Raw genomic sequence first — 22,061 nt, 5'->3', positions numbered from 1 at the left:
CATGCGGATTGTATTCTAGCTGAGAACCGAAGGTGTGGAGTGTTGCCACAACCCCAGCTTGTATATGGTGCTTTCTAAAAAAATCTAATAGTATCCGTGCAGCTTCATCCATTAATCCTTTTAAAAGCTCCTTACGATACTTCTCCTTCAGAAAAATCTCACGTAAACCTTCATCGATCGTGAAGATGACGTGTCGATGCGTCACTGTAAACAGATCATTCGCCGCAACCTCTGCCCACCGTTGACTTTCCCCAGTTGCACAAGTTGGACAAAATTTCCCTTTACAACGAAAAGCCACTTTCTTTACATCATGGCATCCTTCACAGACAAATAGACGATAACCTTTTTTAAGGTCACCACAATCGCGAAACTTCTTCACTTCTCTTTTCACAACGGATCGAATCCTTCTTGTGTACCTTTGATTGAATTTCTCCCAGTTTTGATATTCATCAAAGAAAATGGCGTGTAAAATATTGGGTTTCATATCTCCAGTTTAATAGGAAAAAGACCAGATGAAAAGCGGTCAAAAGATTGATGTATCAATCCTTTGACCGCTTAAAATGTTATACTTCCTTTAATGTTAAAAAAAGAGTCACCGATTATCGGTGACTCTTTTACGTCCGAGCATAATAAATTTAAATTGTAAGGTTGATTAAGCTTTGATTGAAGTTACAACGCCTGAACCAACTGTACGTCCGCCTTCACGAATAGAGAAACGAGTTCCGTCTTCGATCGCGATTGGGTGGATTAATTCAACTTCCATAGTTACGTTATCACCAGGCATTACCATTTCAGTACCTTCTGGTAGATCAACTACACCAGTTACGTCAGTTGTACGGAAGTAGAACTGAGGACGGTAGTTAGTGAAGAATGGAGTATGACGTCCACCTTCTTCTTTAGTTAGAACATAAACTTCTGCAGAGAATTTTGTATGTGGAGTGATTGAAGCTGGTTTAGCCAATACTTGTCCACGTTGGATATCTTCACGTGCAACACCACGTAACAAAGCACCGATGTTGTCACCTGCTTCAGCGTAGTCTAACAATTTACGGAACATTTCAACACCTGTAACAGTTGTTTTAGCAGTTTCGTCAGCGATACCTACGATTTCAACTTCGTCACCAACGCGAACTTGTCCACGTTCAACACGACCAGTTGCAACAGTACCACGACCAGTGATTGAGAATACGTCTTCGACTGGCATCATGAATGGTTTGTCAGTATCACGAACTGGTGTTGGGATATATTCGTCAACAGCAGCCATTAATTCTAAGATTTTTTCTTCGTATGAAGCGTCGCCTTCTAAAGCTTTCAACGCTGAACCTGCGATAACTGGAGTGTCGTCGCCTGGGAAGTCGTATTCAGTTAATAAGTCACGAACTTCCATTTCAACTAATTCAAGTAATTCTTCATCGTCAACCATATCCATTTTGTTTAAGAATACAACGATGTAAGGAACACCAACGTTACGAGATAACAAGATGTGTTCACGAGTTTGAGGCATAGGGCCATCAGCAGCAGATACTACTAAGATAGCTCCGTCCATTTGAGCAGCACCAGTGATCATGTTTTTAACGTAGTCCGCGTGTCCTGGGCAGTCAACGTGAGCATAGTGACGGTTGTCAGTTTCATACTCAACGTGAGCAGTGTTGATAGTGATTCCGCGTTCGCGTTCTTCAGGAGCTCCGTCGATTTGAGCGTAATCCATAGCTTGCGCTCCGCCTTGTTTAGCAAGTACAGTTGTAATTGCAGCTGTTAAAGTAGTTTTACCATGGTCAACGTGTCCGATAGTACCAATGTTAACATGGGGTTTTGAACGGTCAAATTTTTCTTTAGCCATTTAAAATGTTCCTCCTAAGTAAATGAGTTTAGTTTTTTATCTGATAGGTCCGCATCACAAAAGCGATGCGAGCCCATATCATCAGTTAATTATTTTACATGAAACGTTGTTAAAAATACAGTTCTTTTGGAAAAAGCCGTCAAAAATCAATTGACTTTTAAGAATTATTCAGCTTTACCGCCATTTTTCTTAATGATTTCTTCTTGAACTGATTTCGGTACATCTTCATAGTGGTCAAAGACCATCATAAATGTTCCGCGTCCTTGTGTAGAAGAACGAAGTGTTGTAGCGTAACCAAACATTTCAGCTAACGGCACAATAGCGTTAACGATTTGTGAGTTACCATGTGCTTCCATACCTTCAACACGTCCACGACGAGCAGTTACATGACCCATCACATCACCTAAGTAATCTTCTGGAACAGTAATCGTAACTTTCATCATCGGTTCAAGGATTGATGGATTAGCTTTCTTCGCAGCAGCACGTAGCGCCATAGAAGCAGCTACACGGAAGGCCGTTTCATTTGAATCGACATCATGGTAAGAACCATCATAAAGTTTAGCTTTAATATCAACTAACGGGTAGCCAGCTAATACACCATTAGCCATCGCATCTTCTAATCCTTTTTCAACAGCTGGGATGTATTCACGAGGAACCACACCACCGACAATTGCGTTTTCGAATTCGAAGCCAGCACCTTCTTCGTTTGGTGTAAATTCGATCCATACGTGACCGTATTGACCTTTACCACCAGACTGACGTACAAACTTACCTTCCGCATTTGTAGCAGAACGGAATGTTTCACGGTAAGATACTTGAGGCGCACCTACGTTAGCATCTACTTTAAATTCACGACGCATGCGGTCAACCAATACGTCTAAGTGAAGTTCACCCATACCAGCGATTACAGTTTCGCCAGTTTCAACGTTTGTTTCAACGCGGAATGAAGGATCTTCTTCAGCAAGTTTTTGTAAAGCAACACCCATTTTATCTTGGTCAGCTTTTGATTTAGGTTCAACAGCAACTTCGATAACTGGATCAGGGAATTCGATTGATTCAAGGATAACTGGCGCTTTTTCGTCACACAATGTATCCCCAGTTGTTGTGTCTTTCAACCCAACAGCTGCAGCGATATCGCCTGAGTAAACCGTTTCGATTTCTTTACGCGTATTCGCATGCATTTGTAGAATACGTCCGATACGTTCACGTTTACCTTTAGAAGCATTCAATACGTATGAACCAGAATTTAGAACACCTGAGTAAACACGGAAGAATGTTAAACGACCTACGAATGGGTCAGTCATAACTTTAAACGCAAGTGATGAGAATGGAGCAGAATCATCAGCTGGACGTTCCGTTTCTTCGTCTGTTTTAGGATCGAAACCTTTGATCGCAGGTACATCAGTTGGCGCTGGAAGATAGTCAATGACTGCATCCAACATCAATTGAACACCTTTGTTCTTGAAGGCTGAACCACATAGTACTGGGTAGAAATCTACTGCTAGAGTTGCGTTACGAATTCCTGCTTTCAATTCTTCTTCAGTGATTTCTTCACCTTCCAAGAATTTCATCATTAGGTCTTCATCAGTATCAGCGACTGCTTCAACTAATTTTTCACGCCATTCTTCAGCTTGTTCTTGATATTCAGCAGGAATTTCAGTTTCTTGAATTTCCGTACCTAAATCGTTTGTATAGATTTCAGCTTTCATTTTGACTAAGTCAATAATTCCAGTGAAATCATCTTCCGCACCAATTGGTAATTGGATTGGATGAGCATTTGCTTGCAAACGATCATGTAAAGTGCTTACTGAGTAAAGGAAGTCCGCACCAATTTTGTCCATTTTGTTACAGAATACGATACGTGGAACGCGGTATTCTGTTGCTTGACGCCAAACCGTCTCTGTTTGTGGTTCTACACCTGATTGTGAGTCCAAAACAGTTACTGCACCGTCAAGTACACGTAATGAACGTTGAACTTCGATTGTGAAGTCCACGTGTCCTGGGGTATCAATAATGTTTACGCGGTGACCCTTCCATTGCGCTGTAGTAGCGGCAGATGTGATTGTGATACCACGTTCTTGTTCTTGTTCCATCCAGTCCATTTGAGAAGCGCCTTCGTGGGTTTCTCCAATTTTATGAATTTTACCAGTGTAGTATAAAACACGCTCTGTTGTTGTTGTTTTACCAGCGTCAACGTGAGCCATGATACCGATATTACGAGTGTTTTCTAGAGAAAATTCTCTTGCCATTTCTTAGTTTGCTCCTCTCTTAAATTAAATTTAGCGTTGTTTGGTCAGAAATCTGTTGACCTTTGTCAGCAGAAAAAATCTTACCAACGATAATGAGCAAATGCACGGTTGGCTTCCGCCATTTTGTGTGTATCTTCGCGTTTTTTCACAGAAGCACCAGTATTATTAGCAGCATCCATGATTTCTTTTGCTAAGCGTTCTTCCATTGTGTGTTCGCCGCGTAAACGTGCGAAATTCACAACCCAACGCAAGCCTAAAGTAGTACGACGCTCTGGACGCACTTCAACGGGAACTTGATAGTTAGAACCCCCAACACGGCGAGCTTTAACTTCTAATACAGGCATAATGTTTTCCATTGCTTGTTCAAAAACTTCCAATGGATCATTTCCTGTTGATTCTTTAATAGTACTAAAAGCGTTGTATACGATATTTGAAGCAGTACCACGTTTGCCGTCAACCATTACACGGTTGATTAAACGAGTTACTAGCTTAGAGTTATACATAGGATCTGGCAAAACATCACGTTTTGCAATCGTTCCTTTACGAGTCATACGTAACTCCTCCTTCCGAAAATATGTCTTATCTATTCGTTTGATTAAGCTTTAGGTTTCTTAGTACCGTATTTAGAACGGCTTTGTTTACGATCGTTAACACCGGCAGTATCTAGTGCGCCACGAACGATATGGTAACGTACCCCTGGCAAGTCTTTTACACGACCACCACGTAATAGAACAACACTATGTTCTTGTAGGTTATGGCCGATACCTGGAATATAAGCTGTTACTTCGATCAAGTTTGACAAACGAACACGAGCATATTTACGCAATGCTGAGTTGGGTTTCTTAGGTGTCATAGTCCCCACACGTGTACAAACTCCACGTTTTTGTGGTGAGTTCACGTTTGTTTGAGCTTTTTTAAAGCTGTTATATCCTTTGTTCAATGCTGGTGAATTTGATTTTTCCACCTTTGATTTACGAGGTTTACGTACTAATTGATTAATTGTAGGCATTCCTTGTTTCCTCCTTCCTCGATCCGCTTTCTAGTACCACACATCCTGGTGGTTCTTTTTCAGCGATAAAAAATAATGCATCCCTGCATTCTCTATCAAGCGTACTTCGACACAGTCAGCACGTCTCTATCGAGAGACCTGTTCACAAAGCACCTTTGATAGCATACCATGATTGATTTTCACTGTCAACAAACTACTTAAAGTTTTTTTCTTCTTTATTAATATCGTATTTTTGTGTTTTCGAAATGACTTAAAATAAGAAAAAATTTATTCTTAATACTATACTCCCTATCCCATGAAGGAGCGCTGTGTAAAGCACATCCACTTTTTTGGTCTTTTTTACTGAAAAGGCTATCTTTTTTCTTTTTTTGCGATTACAATGGACATAACTTAGCAGAAGGTGGGATTTTCAATGAATTTGAAAGAGTTAGTTGGGATCGAGGCAGCAAAGTTTGTCAAAGATGGAATGACCGTTGGATTAGGAACTGGGTCAACAGCTTACTATTTAGTGAAGGAACTTGGGCGTCGAGTAAATGAAGAAGGTTTAAAAATCACTGGTGTCGTGACTTCTTCTAAAACAGAACAACAAGCTAAAGAATTAGGAATTCCGTTAAAAGCAATCGATGATGTAGAATCAGTCGATCTTACTATTGATGGCACGGATGAAATCAGTGATGATTTCCAAGGAATCAAGGGCGGAGGTGCTGCACTGCTTTTCGAAAAAGTAGTAGCAACTTATTCCAAAGACTGCATCTGGATCGTAGACGAAAGTAAAATGGTCAATAAATTGGGAAACTTTCCCTTACCAGTCGAAGTAGTGCCCTTTGGCAGTCACAATGTCTTCCGTTTATTTGAATCAAAGGGATATAAACCAACATGGCGGATGACTGACTCCAACGAACTTTTAACAACAGATGGCGGACATTATATCATTGATCTACATCTAGAGGTTATCGAAGATCCTCACGCCTTAGCAGCCGAACTGGATAAGTGCGTCGGGGTAGTTGAGCATGGATTGTTTATTGATATGATCTCACGCGTAATCGTCGGGACACCAGAAGGTCCAAAAACTTTGGAAGTTCCAAAGAAATAATAAAAAATCCTTGTAAAGCTTGTGTTTTGATAAAAAACACACTCAATTTAATGGAAATCACGGCAGAAACATTGTACAATGAATCAGGAATTGAAAATTTCAGAAATTTCAAAAGGAGAGAATGTTATGCCAAAATTAGTTTTTTCTCGTCACGGCTTAAGTGAATGGAACAAGTTGAACCAATTTACAGGCTGGGCAGATGTTGATTTGGCGCCAGAAGGTGTCGAAGAAGCAAAAGAAGGCGGACGTAAAATCAAAGAAGCAGGAATTGAATTTGATGTAGCTTATACATCTGTTTTAACTCGTGCAATTAAAACTTGTAACTATATTCTTGAAGAATCTGATCAACTTTGGGTACCAACTGTAAAATCTTGGCGCTTAAATGAACGTCATTATGGTAAATTACAAGGATTGAACAAAAAAGAAACCGCTGAAAAGTATGGTGACGAACAAGTTCATATCTGGCGCCGTTCATACGACGTATTACCTCCATTAATGGAAGCAACTGACGAAGGTTCAGCAGCTCAAGATCGCCGTTACTCTATGTTAGATCCTCGCGATATCCCTGGTGGCGAAAACTTGAAAGTTACTTTGGAACGCGCGTTACCTTTCTGGCAAGACGAAATCGCTCCTGCTTTGAAAGACGGTAAAACTGTTTTAGTTGCTGCACATGGTAACTCTTTACGTGCATTAGCTAAACACATCGAAGGTATTTCTGACGAAGATATCATGGACTTAGAAATTCCTACAGGTCAACCACTTGTTTATGACTTGAACGACGACTTGACAGTTGCTAAAAAATACTACTTATAAAATTTTCTCCCGACTCAATAGCGAGTCGGGTTTTTTGAGACTTATCGACGTTATCTCTGGCACAAAAAAATTTTTGTGCTAAAATAAATAAGTAATTCCCTTGCGGTCGTGGCGGAATTGGCAGACGCGCTAGCTTCAGGCGCTAGTGGTAGCAATACCGTGGAAGTTCGAGTCTTCTCGGCCGCATAACAAATACGTGAAAAGAGCAAAGCAGGAAGTTTCTGCTTTGCTCTTTTTACTCATGATTCAAAAAACTTGCTACTTTAGTTGCAATCAAATCGATCGCTACGTGATTTTCGCCGCCTTCTGGCACGATTATATCCGCATAACGTTTTGTTGGTTCGATAAACTGATGATACATTGGCTTCACCACTGTCAAATATTGATCAATAACCGATTCCAATGTTCTTCCGCGCTCGTTCATGTCACGTTTAATTCGGCGAATAATCCGAATATCATCATCTGTATCTACATAAATTTTGATATCCATTAAATCACGTAAACGTTCATCTTCTAAAATCAGAATTCCTTCTAATATGATGACTTCTTTAGGCTCCTGTACATAAACCTCAGCGCTGCGCGTATGTGCCACATAATCGTATATTGGCACTTCCACTGATTGATATTTTGTTAAATCCTTTAAATGTTCAATCAATAAATCTGTATCAAACGCAAAAGGATGATCGTAGTTCGTTTTTAATCGTTCTTCAAAGCTGATATTGCTTTGGTCTTTGTAATAAGAATCATGCTCCAACATCATAATTGAATGATCGGGAAACCGGTTGTAGATCGCACGGCTAACACTCGTTTTCCCACTACCTGAACCGCCCGTTACACCAATGATGATCGGTTTGTTTTTCATGCAAGTAAAACCTCTTTCGTTTTTCATTAGTCCTATTATAGCGAAACAACGTCAAATTGCTATATAAAACTTAAAAATCATCTAAAATCTGATAGAGGTCCGTCAATTTTTTTATCTGAAACGTTGGTCTAATTTCTTTCGTTTCATTTTCATGAGGATTCATCCAAATCGTGTCGATCCCAGCAACCTGCCCACCTTTAATATCTGAAGTTAAAGAATCACCGATAATCACGGTTTTTTCTTTGTCGAATCGAGGAATTTCCGCAAAAACGATGTCGAAAAATTCTTTCATTGGTTTATGAACACCCATTTCTTCAGAGATAAAGAATTTTTTGAAATAAGGTGCAAGTCCTGATTTTTCTAGACGCTGATGCTGAGTTACAGAAACACCATTTGTTACTACATAAAGATCTTTTTTCTGACTCAAACTTTCTACAACTTCTAGGCTGTTTGAAATCAACTGATGTCCTTGATTCAAATAGTAGCGATAACGCGCCTCTGTTTTTGGCCCATCAACTTCTCGTTCATATTGTTCAAAAAATAGGCGGAAACGATTGTCTAGTAATTCTTGGCGTGATAGCAGTCCTGCTTCATGATCGCGCCAAAAACCTTGGTTCATTTTTTTGTAATTGTTCTTCACAGATAAAGAAGGCTCCACTCCCATATCTTGAAACAATTGACTTAATGCTTGTTCTTCCGCTGCCTTAAAATCCAGCAACGTATCGTCGATATCAAATAAAATTGTCTCGTATCCCATCTTCAAACCTTCTATCTAAAATATGATTTTAATTGTTTAAGCTCTGCCAATGTTAACGAACGGTAATTACCTACTGCTAAATTTGTTGGCAAAATTAATGGCCCCATTGCAATACGGGTCAAGCTCGTAACTTTTTTCCCACAAGCCAAAAACATTTTTTTGACTTGATGAAATTTTCCTTCTTTGATCGTAAGTAAAACTTCCGACTGGTCTGGATCAGATTGTAAAATCGCTAAACGCGCTGGCTGACAACGAATTCCTCCGTGAAAAACAATCCCTTTTTCAAATGCTAACACGTCCTCAAATGTCACTGTATCGTTGATTGTGGCACGATATGTCTTTGCAACTTTAGCATACGGCTGTAAGAGATCGTAACCTAGTTGACCATTGTCAGTCAATAACAACAACCCGGTCGTATCACGATCCAAGCGACCTACTGGATATAAATCTGCTGGACGCTCTCCTTCTTTCACCAGTTCTATAGCTGTTTGAAATTTATTATCCCTTTTCGCTGTTACAACGCCGGCTGGTTTATTTAATAAGTAATACACGTGATCCGTTTGCAATTTCTGCCCATCTACTTGAATCTCATGGAGTTGACTATCGACGTTGCGCCACTGGTTCAGCTCAACTTCACCATCGATTAAAACCTTTTTCATTAGAAATAAACGTTTCATTTCTTTTCGTGTTGTTTTTAAGTTCTGCTCAATCACTTTGTCTAATCGCATGGTAAAACTCCTTCAATATTGTTGGACTCATTATACCGAATTTCAAAAAGAGACAAAACCCTCACACTCTTTCTTGATGTTTTTATTCACTTTCAAAAGCAAAAGTATTGCTATCAAGAAAACAACTCTCAAAAACTAATGACACATTTGAACTTCTAGCCCCGTTAACATACTATTTACCAACTACGAAAAATTCCTTACTTAAATCGTCAACAGACATTATACTTGCATTTTGATTAGATAAGTCCTAGAATTTAATTATACGAGTCAGAGATTCGTATGATTAAGTGAATCAAAGGTTTCTCATACACAGCGTTATGACCTGGTAGAGAAAGTTGAACGTAGACTTTTTTTGGACAGTTGTGTAGACGACTGTCTTTTTGCGTTTTTTCGCAAAGCCATTGTGCTGAGAATAACCCGTCACTTAAATAAAATCTGTCTGAACAACCACAGACAGTCACATTTTAAGGAGGAATTTGGTTATGGCAGTATCATTGAAAGTAGAAGAAAGAGCAACTCGTCCCCGTTCCATTCGCAACAAATTGCGTCACGAAGGAAAAGTTCCTGCAGTCGTTAATGGGTACAAGATAGAAAGTACACCTATCTCAATTGATGAACGTGAATTTTCAAAATTGTTACGTGAAAATGGTGCGAATACTGTTTTCGCCATTGAAATTGGCGGTAAAAAGGTGAACACACTATTACGCGACTCACAAGTTGATACCTTTACTCGTCGTTTAACGCATATTGAATTATTATCTGTAAACTTGTCAGAAGAAACTGAAGCTGAAACAGAAATTAACTTAGTTGGTGAATCTGTTGGTGTGAAAGCTGGCGGTGTATTAACTCAAACGCTTTACACAGCCACTGTTTCTGCAACACCAGAAAAATTACCGGAAGGCATTGATGTAGACATCTCTGGATTAGAAATCGGCCAATCAATTTCTGTAGGTGATCTACCTAAGAATGATGATTACACAATCGTAACTGATGCAGAAGAACAAATCGTTGCTGTCCAAGAAGCGCAAGAACTACCTGAAGAAGATGAAGCTGCTGAAGGCGCTGAACCAGAAGTTATTGGTGAGTCAACAGCAGAATAAAAATTTAATGCGATGGCCTGCTTTTCTAGCCGGTCATCTTTTTTTAAACTACAAAAGTCTGGTTCCTTCCTTTAAAAATTTAGAATTTTTTACTTTTTCTTATAGACTAAGCGTAATAAGTGGTTTTTTCTGAAAAAAAGAATTACAATAAGTCACTACAAAGCTTACTCGTACTTTAAGTAAGTGATTCCAACTAAAGGAGGAAAATCTATGTTTGAAACATTTGATTCTAAAAAAAGTCGTTATGCCTCTGTCGGTGTGGTATCCAGCTTGCCAGGCGAGCTGATTGATAGTATCTGGTATATCATTGACCTAGACTTAAAGGGCTTGATCCCATTAGACAATATCTTAAGTTTTGACCTGATCAATAATGATGGTCGTGTTACGATGCACTTCTCCCAAGAAGGAAGTAGCGTCGAAATGGGAATAGATCTCCCATTTGGTTATTCTAATGACTTCCCTCAAGAAGTTTATGCCTACGATGACGGCAGCCGTCAGACGATCCTTTTGCCGCACGAGATCCGGCAACGTTAATTTCAGAGACAACCTTTCTTAAGGGTTGTCTCTTTTTTCTTAACTTTTTATTCAAGACACTTGCTTTCAGAAAATTTTATGGTAATATCAATCAGAAAATTTTATTAGAAAGCGGGAAAAAGATGAAAGAATTAACTCGAGGAAATCCGGCAAAGCTGATCATTTTATTCGCCTTGCCTTTGTTTATAGGAAATGTTTTTCAGCAATTTTACAGTATGGTTGATATGATCGTAGTAGGTCAAACGTTAGGCAAAGATGCTTTGGCTGCTGTCGGAGCAACTAGCAGTGTCAGTTTTTTAATTATTGGTTTTGCACAAGGTTTAACTTCTGGTCTCTCTATTATTACGGCTCAGCGTTTCGGTGCTAAAGATGCTCAGGGCGTGCGAAAAAGCTTTGCTACTTCGATTTTGATTAGTCTTGGTGTAACAGTTGTTTTGACAACGTTAAGCCTGCTGTTCTTACGTCCCTTATTATTGCTCATGCAGACACCGCCAGAATTGCTAGATCAAGCGCAAGATTTTATCTCTATTCTTTTAGGCGGGATCTTCGCATCAATGGCATTTAATCTTTTGTCAAATATGGTACGTGCCTTAGGAGATAGTCGTACACCGCTATTCTTCTTGGCCTTTGCGGTAGTAATCAACGTTGTCTTAGATCTAATCTTCATTATTTATTTCCATATGGGAGTTGCTGGTGCGGGTTATGCGACGGTCATCGCTCAAGTTGCAGCAAGTTTGATGTGTGTGTGGTTTATCCGAAGAAAAATCCCTATATTACAAATCAATCGTAAACATTTTTCTCTTAACAAAGAGGACTTTCGCATACACTTGAACTCAGCTTTGCCTATAGGATTCCAATCATCAATTATTGCAATTGGTGCTGTCATTTTGCAATCTGCATTGAATACGTTAGGAACAGACGTCGTTGCTGCGCAAACTACTGCAAGTCGAATTGATCAGCTTGCAATCTTACCAATGATGTCATTCGGAATTACTATGGCAACTTTTACTGCTCAAAACTATGGGGCAAAAGAATATGGACGAATTTTACTTGGTGTTAAGCAATGTTTGGTAATGAGCGGTATATTTAGTATTTTCGTTGGTGTTTTAGTGATTACCTGCGGACATTATTTCGTCGCTCTTTTCGTTAATCCTAGCGAAGTACACGTATTTCAACTGACACAAACCTATTTTATTATTAATGGTTCCTTGTATTGGGTCTTAGCAATATTGTTCATCCTCCGCTATACTCTGCAAGGATTAGGGCAAGCAAAAATCCCGACTATTGCCGGGATTATGGAACTTGTTATGCGTTCCTTCGCTGCCATTATTCTGACACACTCTTTTGGTTTTGCTGGAGCAGCCTTTGCGTCACCATTGGCTTGGATGGGATCAACTGCTGTCTTGTTGACTTCCTACTTTAAAGCAATGCGCCACTTGAGAAAGTTAGATCAAGAACAGGCACAAGAACGAGCAATGCAACTAGAACTAGAAATGGAAGGTGAGGCCTAGGCCTCACCTTTTTGCTAACTGTTGATACACATCCAGCATATCCTGTGAAAATCCTGAGGTGAAACCTCTTGCAACATCAATAATTTGGTTACATTTAGCAAAATAGTGGTGGAAAAAAAGTTCCGAACCATCTTCTAAAATCCGCGCTACCGCTGAAGCGTAGTTCGTAATCAGTAATTCTTTCATCTCTCCATCTGATTCTCCAAAGATGCCGAGGAAATCTAGTCCGCATTCGACAAAAAACAATTCAATTTCGATCAATGCTCGCTGATTTTGGCAATTCTTACGAAATTGACGCAACAGCTCTTTAGCTTGTGTCAAAGAACGATCAATTTTACCGTGTGGAAAAAAAGCCCGTTCTAGTTTTTTCTTAGTGGTTTCAGCGAATCGCATTCCATAATCATCATCCAAAAGAGTTGAATCCACGATTTGTTGAGCAACTTCTGAATGTTTGTATATCTGACAGATTAATTCACTTAATTGTTTTTCATCGGCTTCTTGCAGCCTTTCTCGTAACCCCGAAATTGTCATTTCCATCTCTCAGCCCCCTTTGTTCATTCTATTTTAATCTTAATTTAACTTATTTCAAATAAAAAGAAAAGAGTTTTTGACTTCTATCTCAGCCAAAAACTCTTTATTTGAATAAACTTTTTGAACAAATCTTCTAAATAGATGATTCGAATGAGCAAATTATACATTAGACTAGGGACTCACTATTCTTTTCGTTCTTTCAGCCATGTTTTTTTCGTTTCGCCGACAATTAACGGCACTGTTTCATAAGTAACCTCACTATACTCAATACCGAACCAGCGTTCAGGCGTAACTGTATGACGTTTGATTGCTAAACGTGCTTGCATAACTTGTCGATCCCATTTGTCGATTCTAGTCGTATTGGATAATTCTTCCTGAATCATGACAAAACGAAAATCCCCTACCTGACGTCCAGGAGTTAACGAGTAATGCTGCGGTTGTTTAGGCAAACGGCCTTGTTTCATCAAATCATGAATAACTTGACGCAAATAGACGTTTACATCCTGAGCGATTCGAAAACCTAGATACAATTTAACCTTTACAATAAAATCAGTTCCCATCATATCAATACTATATTCTTCTGTATATGGTTCATCTGTTACTTCTACATTTACAAACCAGTATACTTTTGCCCGTTTTAATCGTTTATCCAAAATCGAATAAATAAATTGCTGCGGGATTGCATCGCCTTCTAAACGTGGGACCAAAAAAACGACGTTGGTTTGATAATAGGGAATTCTGTCATCATCATGAAGCTCTTGTAATTGCGGCAGATAGTCTTTGAAATAAACATCTTGGCTCGCATCTTCTTGAACTTGATTACTGCGATGCCAAATATACATCACACTTAATATCAGCAATGCCATTGCCACCGCCACAAAACCTCCATGGAAGAACTTGGTGACGCTGGATATAAAGAAGAAGCCTTCCAATATACCAAAAAAGAGTAGCATTAAACCAGCTAAAATGCGCGAGGTTCCACTTTGTAATAGATAATGATACAACAAGAAAGTCGTCATTAACATCGTTACCGTAATTGATAGACCATAAGCCGCTTCCATATGACTTGATGTGCGGAAAGTCAAAACAATCAATGAACATGCAGCCCACAAGATCATATTGATCGCCGGAATATACATCTGACCAATACTTTTTCCTGGATAAATAATTCGCATTCTAGGCAACAGTTTCAGCTTAATCGCCTCAGACACTAGTGTGAATGACCCAGAAATCAAAGCCTGAGAGGCAATGATAGCAGCAATCGTCGCAAAGATGACACCAAAGATCATCCACCCGTCAGGTAAAATTTGGAAAAATGGATTTAAATTTTCAATTCCTTCAATCGAGGCATTGCCCTTTGAGTGTAAAATCCAGGCTGCTTGTCCTGCATAATTTAACATTAAGCAAAGCAAAACGTACGGCCAGCTAAAATGGATATTTTTCTTTCCCACATGCCCCATGTCAGAATATAAGGCTTCGGCACCGGTCGTTGCTAGGAAGATACTTCCTAAAATAAAGATTCCCATCTTATTGTCAGGATTGAATAATAGGTGGATCGCATAATAAGGATTCAACGCTTTAATTACGCTAAAATCATATGGGATATTTAAAATACCCATCAGCCCTAAAAAGGTGAACCATAAAAACATGATCGGTCCAAAAGCTTTCCCAACAAAATCCGTACCAAAACGTTGAATTAAAAATAGGAAAAGCAAAATAACTAACGTGATGATTACGATGATATTTTGATTGTTCCCAAACTCCTGATAAAAATCAGGAATCCCCCGCAGTCCTTCAATCGCTGTCGTTACCGTTACCGCAGGTGTTAATACGCCATCAGCCAACAGCGCGGCACCACCAATCATAGCTGGAACAATTAAGTATTTTCCACCTTTACGTACTAATGTATATAAAGAGAAGATTCCTCCTTCACCATGGTTATCCGCTCTCAAGGCAATCAACACATATTTGACCGTAGTTAACAGCATGACGGTCCAAAAAACTAATGAGACTGCACCTAGTACAAAATCTTTAGTTACGGTGCTCAGTCCACCATTTTCCTCTAAAATAGCTTTCATCACATATAACGGACTCGTCCCAATATCGCCGTACACGACTCCCATCGCAATCAGCAATCCCGCCGCTGAAAGCTTTTTGATATGATCATGATCTTTCTTTTTTTCCATTCCGCACACTCCTGTTAAGCAACTCATTGAATCGGTATTGATTCTCTATTAAAAAAGTTTCAGGTTTCTTCACCAAAATAGACAAGTTCTTCACATATTTAGACAATAGTTTCTTATCCTCGTACTAAACCTCAACTGAAAACTATTAAATATTTTTTAGCTGATATCACTTAATTACACTGCAAAAAGTACGACTGACAAAAAAAGACCTAAACAACAGTTTTCACTATTGTTTAGGTCTGGCAAATTATCTCTTAGACCAGCGCTGCGCACTAGTTGTTGATCTAAAAGCATAGAGCTTACTCTATGTCGCTACTCCCCTAAAACTTATCAGTATTATCCAGTTTACAGCGAGAATTGTCAAAGAATAACCTCAATGACATACTATTTTTCTGCTTTTTTGCTTTCTTCTTCCTTCAATAAGGCTTTACGAGAAGCATTTACACGACCTTGACGATCGATTTCTGTCACTTTTACTAATACTTCATCGCCTAATTTTACGACATCTTCCACTTTATTCACGCGCTCATTTGCAAGCTGTGAAATGTGAACCAATGCATCTTTGCCTTTAATCAAGTTTACAAAGGCTCCAAATTTCTCGATACGAACAACTTTTCCTAAGTACACTTCGCCGACTTTGACTTCCTTAGTTAACTCTTCAATGATCTTAATCGCTTTTTTGATCATATCTGCATCAGAAGAAGCAATGCTAACGTTACCCTCTTGATCAATATCAATTTTTACACCAGTTTCTTCGATAATACCATTGATTGTGTCTCCGCCTTTACCGATGACTGTTTTGATCTTATCTGGATCGATTTGGATCATTTCAATCTTCGGTGCGTACGGACTTAATTCTTTACGTGGCTCAGCAATCGTTTCAGTTAGGACTTCTAAGATTTCCATCCGCGCTTGTTTTGCTTGCGTTAATGCTTCAGAAAGAATTTGTTCAGTGATTCCTTGGATTTTGATATCCATTTGCAAAGCTGTGATTCCATCTTTTGTACCAGCAACTTTAAAGTCCATATCGCCAAGATGGTCTTCCAATCCTTGGATATCTGTCAAGATCGTATAGTTTTCACCATCGGAAACCAAGCCCATTGCGATACCAGCAACTGGTGCTTTGATTGGCACACCAGCATCCATTAACGCCAATGTACCAGCACAGATACTTGCTTGAGAAGAAGAACCGTTTGATTCCAATACTTCCGCTACTAAACGGATGGTGTAAGGGAAATCTTCTTCGCTTGGAATAATTTGGGCTAATGCACGTTCACCCAATGCTCCATGGCCAATTTCACGACGACCTGGTGAACCAGCACGTCCAGTAGAACCAACAGAGAATTGCGGGAAGTTGTAATGATGGATGAATCGTTTACTTTCAACTGTTCCTAAACCATCAATGATTTGATGTTCACCTAAGGGTGCCAAAGTACAAGCAGATAATGCTTGCGTTTGTCCCCGTGTAAATAAGCCTGAACCATGAACACGTGGTAAAATACCTGTTTCAGCAGCCAACGGACGAATTTCATCTAATTTACGTCCGTCTGGGCGAATTTTATCGATTGTAATCAATTCACGAACCACATCTTTTTCAAGATCTTCCGCGATTTGTTTTACTTCTTTTGTTAATTGCGCTTCATCTTCATGATCCGCAAATTTCTCAGCGTAAACTTCTTTGACCGTTTCTTTGACTTTTTCGATTTCGTCTTCACGTGCCAATTTATCCATTGTCATTACAGCTGTTTTCATTGTTTGATAGTAGCCGTCAAAAATTTCTTTTTTCAGTTCAGGATCAACTTGTAATAAAGAAACTTCCATTTTCTCTTTGCCGACTGCAGCTACGATCTCAGCTTGGAAAGCCACCATTTCTTTGATTGCATCAAATCCGAATAGTAATGCGCCAAGCATGTCTTCTTCAGAAACTTCTTTGGCGCCAGATTCTACCATGTTAATGGCTTGTTTGGTCCCAGCAACTGTTAAATCGATATCTGATTCAGCGTGTTGCTCGACAGTCGGATTCAATACATATTCCCCATTCACGCGACCCACATCGACACCAGCGATTGGTCCGTCAAACGGAATATCTGAAATGGCTAGAGCCAACGAAGAACCAAACATCGCTGCCATTGCTGGAGAGCAATCCTGTTCTACACTCATCACAAAGTTCGTTACTTGGACTTCATTACGGAATCCATCTGCAAACATCGGACGAATCGGACGGTCAATTAAACGGGCAGTCAAGGTTGCGTCTGTACTTGGACGACCTTCACGTTTGATGAAACCGCCAGGGATTTTACCCACTGCATACATTTTTTCTTCATAGTTAATGGTTAATGGGAAAAAGTCGGTATCTTTTGCTTCTTTTGAGGCAACAGCTGCACTCAATACGACTGTGTCGCCATAGCGAACTAAAACTGCGCCATTGGCTTGTTTAGCAAGTTGACCGATTTCAACTTGCAGAGGGCGTCCGCCCCAAGTGGTTTTGAAAACTTGTTTTTCTGACATAACTTCTCCTTTTCCCTTTGACCAGTGCGACGCTACTAAACAAATGGAAACAGCGAAAAACTTCGCTTCTTGCATTTGGTTAGTAGAGTGACAACACGCCAATCAAAGGTTTTTTATTTTTTCTGAGTCAAGCTCAGGATTGTCTCTGCTAAATTTACTATAATCAAACCTTGCGAACTGGGGAAAGTTTAATTAGCAGCTAGCTCATTACTACTGTATGAATTTTTCTAACGTAAAAATTCAGTTGGTTTTCGTACGCATAACATTAGGCTAAACTACCTGTTCAATACAATGGCATAAAACTATTGCTAGAACTCACACTTTCGCTACTGCGAAAAGCCTAACTGTCAAAAAAAGTGAGATTCCTAGGAACCTCACTTTAATAGTAGTACGAATTAACGACGTAGTCCTAGACGTTGGATTAATTCACGGTAACGTTGAACTTCGTTCTTACGTAGGTAAGCCAACAAGTTACGACGATGACCAACTTTTTTCATTAGACCGCGATATGAATGGTGGTCTTTTTTGTGGACACGTGCATGCTCATTTAGTTGATTGATTTCTTCCGTTAATACAGCGATTTGTACTTCTGGAGAACCAGTATCTCCTTCATGGCGAGCAAAGTCATTGATGATTTCGTTTTTACGTTCTTTTGATAATGCCATGTTTTTTCACCTCTTCCTTTTTTTCTTCCTACGACTGAGTAGAGCGTTGGTGAATCGCCCAACCAAGTGATAGGTGGTGCGCTATGCACACTCTAACACTTTACTCGATTTGTATTAAAAAATCAAGCTGTATACCAATTTAACGCTTATTTCTAGAATCATTACAATTTTTTTAAAGAACCGTATTCATGAAAACAGTTTTTTTACCTTACTTACTTTTTGTGTTAAACTAACGTGATGAAATCATGTCTTGAGAGGAGATTTTTTAATGATCACAATGGATGATATTATTCGGGAAGGCCATCCGACTTTACGGGCAGTTGCCAATGAAGTCCCGATTCCTCCAACTGCTGAAGATGTGGAGCTTGGAAAGGAAATGCTGCAATTTCTAAAAAATAGCCAAGATCCTGTAAAGGCAGAAGAATTGAATCTACGCGGAGGTGTGGGTTTAGCAGCTCCCCAATTAGATATCTCAAAACGAATTATCGCAGTTCATGTTCCTAGCGTTGATCCTGAAAAACCGGAAAACGGCATTAGTACGGTGATGTATAATCCAAAAATCTTGAGCCACTCAGTTCAAGAAGCTTGCTTGGGAGAAGGCGAAGGCTGCTTATCAGTCGATCGTGAAGTGCCTGGATATGTCGTTCGTGCCGCGCGTATCACTGTTTCTTATTTTGACGAAAAAGGCGAGAAACATAAAATTCGTCTAAAAAACTATAATGCGATCGTGGTCCAACACGAGATTGATCATATCAATGGCATCATGTTCTATGACCATATCAATGAAAAAAATCCGTTGCACTTAAAAGATGGCGTCTTAGTTATCGAGTAACCGCTAATTCGTTTTTAAGGTGTTCATTTTCCGATGAAATTTGAATGTTTTTCTCACTATGCATATCATCGAACTAAACCACTTGTTTCTTTTAAGGGACTTAAACCGTTAATTAGTCTCACATAAGAGGATAAGAGGTGGCTGTAAAAAAGTTCGACTGTCAAAAACCGTCACGTTTACACGTGACGGTTTTCTTCATATAAAATACCCTTTTCTGAAAGTGCTTGTTTAATTTCGGTTAAATTCTCTATTGCTTCATATGCGATGGTATGTAGATGAATCCCTGCGGTCAACTCAGACAAAAGAGTCACTTCGAGTCTTTTTGCTTCTGCAACAAAGGCCTCCACATCTTGTTGAGTGGTCAAATGCAAGCCTCCAACCAGCTCTCCATACAACGGATGCTCAACTACTACATCAATAACTTCACCACCGTGTGCAACGATTGTGTGTAATTCTTCTGCCGTCTGTTCAGGAGAATGCTGAACGGCAATTTTGCTGATTAATTTCGCCGATTCGCGTTCTAACAAATACCCTCGAGCAGTAGCGATGATATTCTCCCCTGCGGCTCGTAATAAGGCTACATCGCCGACTACGATCTGACGACTCACACCAAATTCTTTTGCAAAGCTTGTAGCGCTGATCGGTTTTTCAGCTTGTTGCAGCGCCTTTAAAATCTCGGCTTTACGTCTATCGCCGTCGATCATATTATCTCAACCGCCCTTCTTGATAGTTTCTTGACTGTTTCATAATATCTTTGAAGGTTTCAACAATTGTCTCACGATAATTCTCATCTTTCACTAAATCCGAAACCTTTTGTAAAACCGCCTCTTCACGACTAGTATCTAAAACAGCTTTCTTTGTTTCAGCTTTATACGCAGTGACTTCGCTGACAGCTGACATCCGTTTTTCTAAAAGCGTCACGATTTCTTGATCAATCCGATCAATTTTTTTTCGTGCATTAGTCAGTGCATCATCTTTGTTTTCCTCTTCGATCGTTTTGATGATTCGCGCCGGATTTCCACCAACCACTACATTATCTGGGAAAGATTTAGTTACAACAGCGCCCGCGGCTATAACTACATTATCCCCTACTGTTACTCCTGGAGTCACTATGGCTGAGCCACCAATCCAAACATTATTGCCGATGGTGATCGGCTTGCCAAACTCCTGCCCGCTATTACGTTTTCCAGGTTCTAACGGATGACTTGCCGTATACAATTGAACATTTGGTCCAAACATACAATTATCACCGATTGTAATCGGACAAATATCTAAAAAGACATTGTGGAAATTACAATAAAAATTCTCACCTACAAAAATATTGTAGCCATAATCAAAAGAAATCGTTGGTTCTACATAGACATGGTTCTTTGTCCCGCCAAACGCTTGTTTTACGAATTCTTCACGTTTTTCTCTATCTGATTCTTGATTAATCGCACGTAATCTTAAACGAGCATCTCTTCGATCGGCCACTAATTCAGGATCGCCTGCAAAATACAATTTACCAGCAATCATTTTTTCCTTCTCCGTTAACTCCACACAGTTCCCTCCCAATTGATCATAAATCGTTATTATCCCGCAGCGACAAAATCGCTATACTTTTTCAAAAACTGCTGTTCCATCCGTCTGGACAAAATAATATTCGCCAGCTAATTGAATCGGGGTTTGGTTGATTACAACTAGTTTCGCATCTTTGCTTTTTTCATAAATTAAATCACAAAATGGATGAACTTGAAAGCTTGTTCCTGCAATCACTATAAGCTCGGCATTTTTTACAGCTCCGATTGCCTGCTGGATGACTGACTCTTCAAATCCTTCGCCGTACAAAACAATTTTCGGACGAATTTGACCACCACAGTCTTTATGACGATCGCTTTGCAGATAATCTTGCCACGCTACTGACCGCTGACACTTGCGACAATAGCACTCGTAAAGCGAACCATGGAAATTCACCAAGTGTTGACTTCCAGCAGCCGCGTGCAGGCCATCGATATTTTGCGAGACCACCCAGACATCCTTCGTCTTCTCCATTTGTGCCATCTCACGATGAATACTATTTGGTCGTGCTTCTTTATGATACAAATGTTTGACGAATTGATAAAATTTTTCTGGTTCACGAACTAAACACTCATTACTTAATAGGTATTCCGGTGCTTCAAGACCATGATAAACGCCTTGTAACGAACGATAATCCGGCACACCTGAAGGGGTAGAAACGCCTGCGCCTGTTAAAAATGTGATTTTTCTGTTTTCTTGAATTATCTTTACTGCTTGATCAACTGTGATCTCCATTTTCGTCACCTCAAGAATCAGTATAGTATAAATTTAGAGGAAAATAAAAAGTCCTTATCTGAATAAATGAATCCTTTGTTAGCGATTTGTGATTTTATCCCTTAATCAACATTTTTTTAGAAAACCGCTCTCGATTAGTCGGTTAAATGGAGAAGGGCTGTCAAAACGATAAAATTTATCTTTTTATTCTTAAAAAGCTTCTTTAACGTATTTCTTTGTCTTTCTGAACAATTCAAATGGAATAATTTAAAAAATTCAACCACCTTTTTTGTTTATTCCAAATAATTTCCATTGACTTTTTCATTCTCAGCCTTTAGACTGTGAAACATAATAACTGAATACGAGATGCCTCAGAACAATGAGGTAGAGGTCGCGAACCTTATTAACCCTATGGAGTGTAGAGACACGTTGAAATAGGACTAGGAAGTTTCGCCGAAATGTACAAAATTCTCTTTATTTTGTATGTTGGGACGCAAGCGAATAACTTGCGGACTGTCTTAGCAGTGATGCTAAGTTGCGCTATGTTTTTGTGAGAGGGAACATCATCTTCT

At 39.4% G+C, this 22,061-nt stretch carries 21 protein-coding genes, 1 tRNA gene and 1 riboswitch; of the genes, 7 read left to right on the top strand and 15 right to left on the bottom strand.

Annotated features, from left to right (window positions below; genetic code table 11):
- From OMU_RS08175 to rpsL, 5 genes are all read right to left on the bottom strand, one after another.
- Positions 1 to 484, bottom strand: a 484-nt coding sequence (locus OMU_RS08175) for an IS91 family transposase (protein ID WP_040005453.1), incomplete at its 3' end; no start/stop codon positions are given.
- Between the two features lie 168 nt (positions 485 to 652).
- On the bottom strand, positions 653 to 1,840 hold the full coding sequence (gene tuf, locus OMU_RS08170; protein ID WP_016179470.1) for an elongation factor Tu: 1,188 nt from the start codon (positions 1,838 to 1,840) through the stop codon (positions 653 to 655).
- 164 nt (positions 1,841 to 2,004) lie between these two features.
- Positions 2,005 to 4,089, bottom strand: coding sequence for an elongation factor G (gene fusA / locus OMU_RS08165; RefSeq protein WP_016179469.1), 2,085 nt, complete (start codon positions 4,087 to 4,089; stop codon positions 2,005 to 2,007).
- 80 nt (positions 4,090 to 4,169) lie between these two features.
- A complete protein-coding gene (gene rpsG, locus OMU_RS08160) occupies positions 4,170 to 4,640 on the bottom strand; it encodes a 30S ribosomal protein S7 (RefSeq protein ID WP_016179468.1) in 471 nt (156 codons plus the stop codon).
- Positions 4,641 to 4,684: 44 nt separating this feature from the next.
- Positions 4,685 to 5,098, bottom strand: coding sequence for a 30S ribosomal protein S12 (gene rpsL, locus OMU_RS08155; RefSeq protein ID WP_010742744.1), 414 nt, complete (start codon positions 5,096 to 5,098; stop codon positions 4,685 to 4,687).
- Between the two features lie 412 nt (positions 5,099 to 5,510).
- On the opposite strand from rpsL, the gene rpiA reads away from it, so the two are divergent.
- From rpiA to OMU_RS08140, 3 genes are all read left to right on the top strand, one after another.
- Positions 5,511 to 6,191, top strand: coding sequence for a ribose-5-phosphate isomerase RpiA (gene rpiA / locus OMU_RS08150; RefSeq protein WP_016179467.1), 681 nt, complete (start codon positions 5,511 to 5,513; stop codon positions 6,189 to 6,191).
- Between the two features lie 126 nt (positions 6,192 to 6,317).
- Positions 6,318 to 7,004: a 2,3-diphosphoglycerate-dependent phosphoglycerate mutase gene (locus OMU_RS08145; RefSeq protein ID WP_016179466.1), complete on the top strand. Its 687-nt coding sequence runs from the start codon at positions 6,318 to 6,320 to the stop codon at positions 7,002 to 7,004.
- Between the two features lie 102 nt (positions 7,005 to 7,106).
- Positions 7,107 to 7,190 (top strand) — tRNA-Leu (locus tag OMU_RS08140).
- A 49-nt stretch (positions 7,191 to 7,239) separates the two neighbouring features.
- Here the strand turns inward: OMU_RS08140 and udk are convergent.
- The 3 genes from udk to OMU_RS08125 all read right to left on the bottom strand — a co-directional run bounded on the left by udk (position 7,240) and on the right by OMU_RS08125 (position 9,351).
- Complete coding sequence (gene udk / locus OMU_RS08135) at positions 7,240 to 7,866, bottom strand: uridine kinase (protein ID WP_016179465.1); 627 nt, start codon at positions 7,864 to 7,866, stop codon at positions 7,240 to 7,242.
- Positions 7,867 to 7,936: 70 nt separating this feature from the next.
- Entirely contained in the window at positions 7,937 to 8,623 is a 687-nt protein-coding gene (locus tag OMU_RS08130) for a YjjG family noncanonical pyrimidine nucleotidase (protein ID WP_016179464.1), read from the bottom strand.
- 11 nt (positions 8,624 to 8,634) lie between these two features.
- Positions 8,635 to 9,351: a 16S rRNA pseudouridine(516) synthase gene (locus OMU_RS08125; protein ID WP_016179463.1), complete on the bottom strand. Its 717-nt coding sequence runs from the start codon at positions 9,349 to 9,351 to the stop codon at positions 8,635 to 8,637.
- Between the two features lie 482 nt (positions 9,352 to 9,833).
- Here OMU_RS08125 and OMU_RS08120 point away from each other — a divergent pair, with 482 nt between their 5' ends.
- From OMU_RS08120 to OMU_RS08110, 3 genes are all read left to right on the top strand, one after another.
- A complete protein-coding gene (locus tag OMU_RS08120) occupies positions 9,834 to 10,451 on the top strand; it encodes a 50S ribosomal protein L25/general stress protein Ctc (protein WP_016179462.1) in 618 nt (205 codons plus the stop codon).
- A gap of 210 nt (positions 10,452 to 10,661) precedes the next feature.
- On the top strand, positions 10,662 to 10,985 hold the full coding sequence (locus tag OMU_RS08115; RefSeq protein ID WP_016179461.1) for a DUF960 domain-containing protein: 324 nt from the start codon (positions 10,662 to 10,664) through the stop codon (positions 10,983 to 10,985).
- Between the two features lie 122 nt (positions 10,986 to 11,107).
- Entirely contained in the window at positions 11,108 to 12,496 is a 1,389-nt protein-coding gene (locus OMU_RS08110; protein WP_016179460.1) for an MATE family efflux transporter, read from the top strand.
- A gap of 3 nt (positions 12,497 to 12,499) precedes the next feature.
- Here the strand turns inward: OMU_RS08110 and OMU_RS08105 are convergent, their stop codons facing one another.
- The 4 genes from OMU_RS08105 to rpsO all read right to left on the bottom strand — a co-directional run bounded on the left by OMU_RS08105 (position 12,500) and on the right by rpsO (position 18,386).
- Complete coding sequence (locus OMU_RS08105) at positions 12,500 to 13,033, bottom strand: hypothetical protein (RefSeq protein ID WP_016179459.1); 534 nt, start codon at positions 13,031 to 13,033, stop codon at positions 12,500 to 12,502.
- Between the two features lie 176 nt (positions 13,034 to 13,209).
- On the bottom strand, positions 13,210 to 15,213 hold the full coding sequence (locus tag OMU_RS08100; RefSeq protein WP_016179458.1) for a KUP/HAK/KT family potassium transporter: 2,004 nt from the start codon (positions 15,211 to 15,213) through the stop codon (positions 13,210 to 13,212).
- Positions 15,214 to 15,597: 384 nt separating this feature from the next.
- Entirely contained in the window at positions 15,598 to 17,721 is a 2,124-nt protein-coding gene (gene pnp, locus OMU_RS08095; protein ID WP_016179457.1) for a polyribonucleotide nucleotidyltransferase, read from the bottom strand.
- Between the two features lie 395 nt (positions 17,722 to 18,116).
- On the bottom strand, positions 18,117 to 18,386 hold the full coding sequence (gene rpsO, locus OMU_RS08090) for a 30S ribosomal protein S15 (protein WP_010742732.1): 270 nt from the start codon (positions 18,384 to 18,386) through the stop codon (positions 18,117 to 18,119).
- 268 nt (positions 18,387 to 18,654) lie between these two features.
- Here rpsO and def point away from each other — a divergent pair, with 268 nt between their 5' ends.
- Positions 18,655 to 19,218: a peptide deformylase gene (gene def / locus OMU_RS08085; RefSeq protein WP_016179456.1), complete on the top strand. Its 564-nt coding sequence runs from the start codon at positions 18,655 to 18,657 to the stop codon at positions 19,216 to 19,218.
- A 176-nt stretch (positions 19,219 to 19,394) separates the two neighbouring features.
- On the opposite strand, the gene OMU_RS08080 is transcribed toward def, so the two are convergent.
- Genes OMU_RS08080 through OMU_RS08070 form a run of 3 tightly spaced genes read right to left on the bottom strand, consistent with a single transcriptional unit; the run spans position 19,395 to position 21,510 of the window.
- The gene (locus tag OMU_RS08080; protein ID WP_016179455.1) at positions 19,395 to 19,922 is read right to left on the bottom strand and encodes a transcription repressor NadR; all 528 of its coding nucleotides are present in this window, start codon (positions 19,920 to 19,922) and stop codon (positions 19,395 to 19,397) included.
- A gap of 1 nt (position 19,923) precedes the next feature.
- On the bottom strand, positions 19,924 to 20,757 hold the full coding sequence (locus OMU_RS08075) for a chorismate mutase (RefSeq protein ID WP_016179454.1): 834 nt from the start codon (positions 20,755 to 20,757) through the stop codon (positions 19,924 to 19,926).
- Between the two features lie 54 nt (positions 20,758 to 20,811).
- The gene (locus OMU_RS08070; RefSeq protein WP_016179453.1) at positions 20,812 to 21,510 is read right to left on the bottom strand and encodes an NAD-dependent protein deacylase; all 699 of its coding nucleotides are present in this window, start codon (positions 21,508 to 21,510) and stop codon (positions 20,812 to 20,814) included.
- A 356-nt stretch (positions 21,511 to 21,866) separates the two neighbouring features.
- Positions 21,867 to 22,040: riboswitch (Lysine riboswitch) on the top strand.
- Positions 22,041 to 22,061 lie beyond the last annotated feature (21 nt).

Origin of the sequence: Enterococcus avium ATCC 14025, from assembly GCF_000406965.1 — a bacterium.
In the GTDB taxonomy this organism is placed as follows: domain Bacteria; phylum Bacillota; class Bacilli; order Lactobacillales; family Enterococcaceae; genus Enterococcus_A; species Enterococcus_A avium.
Note: the sequence above shows the minus strand (reverse complement) of the source record. Positions and strands in the feature narration are given on the sequence as shown.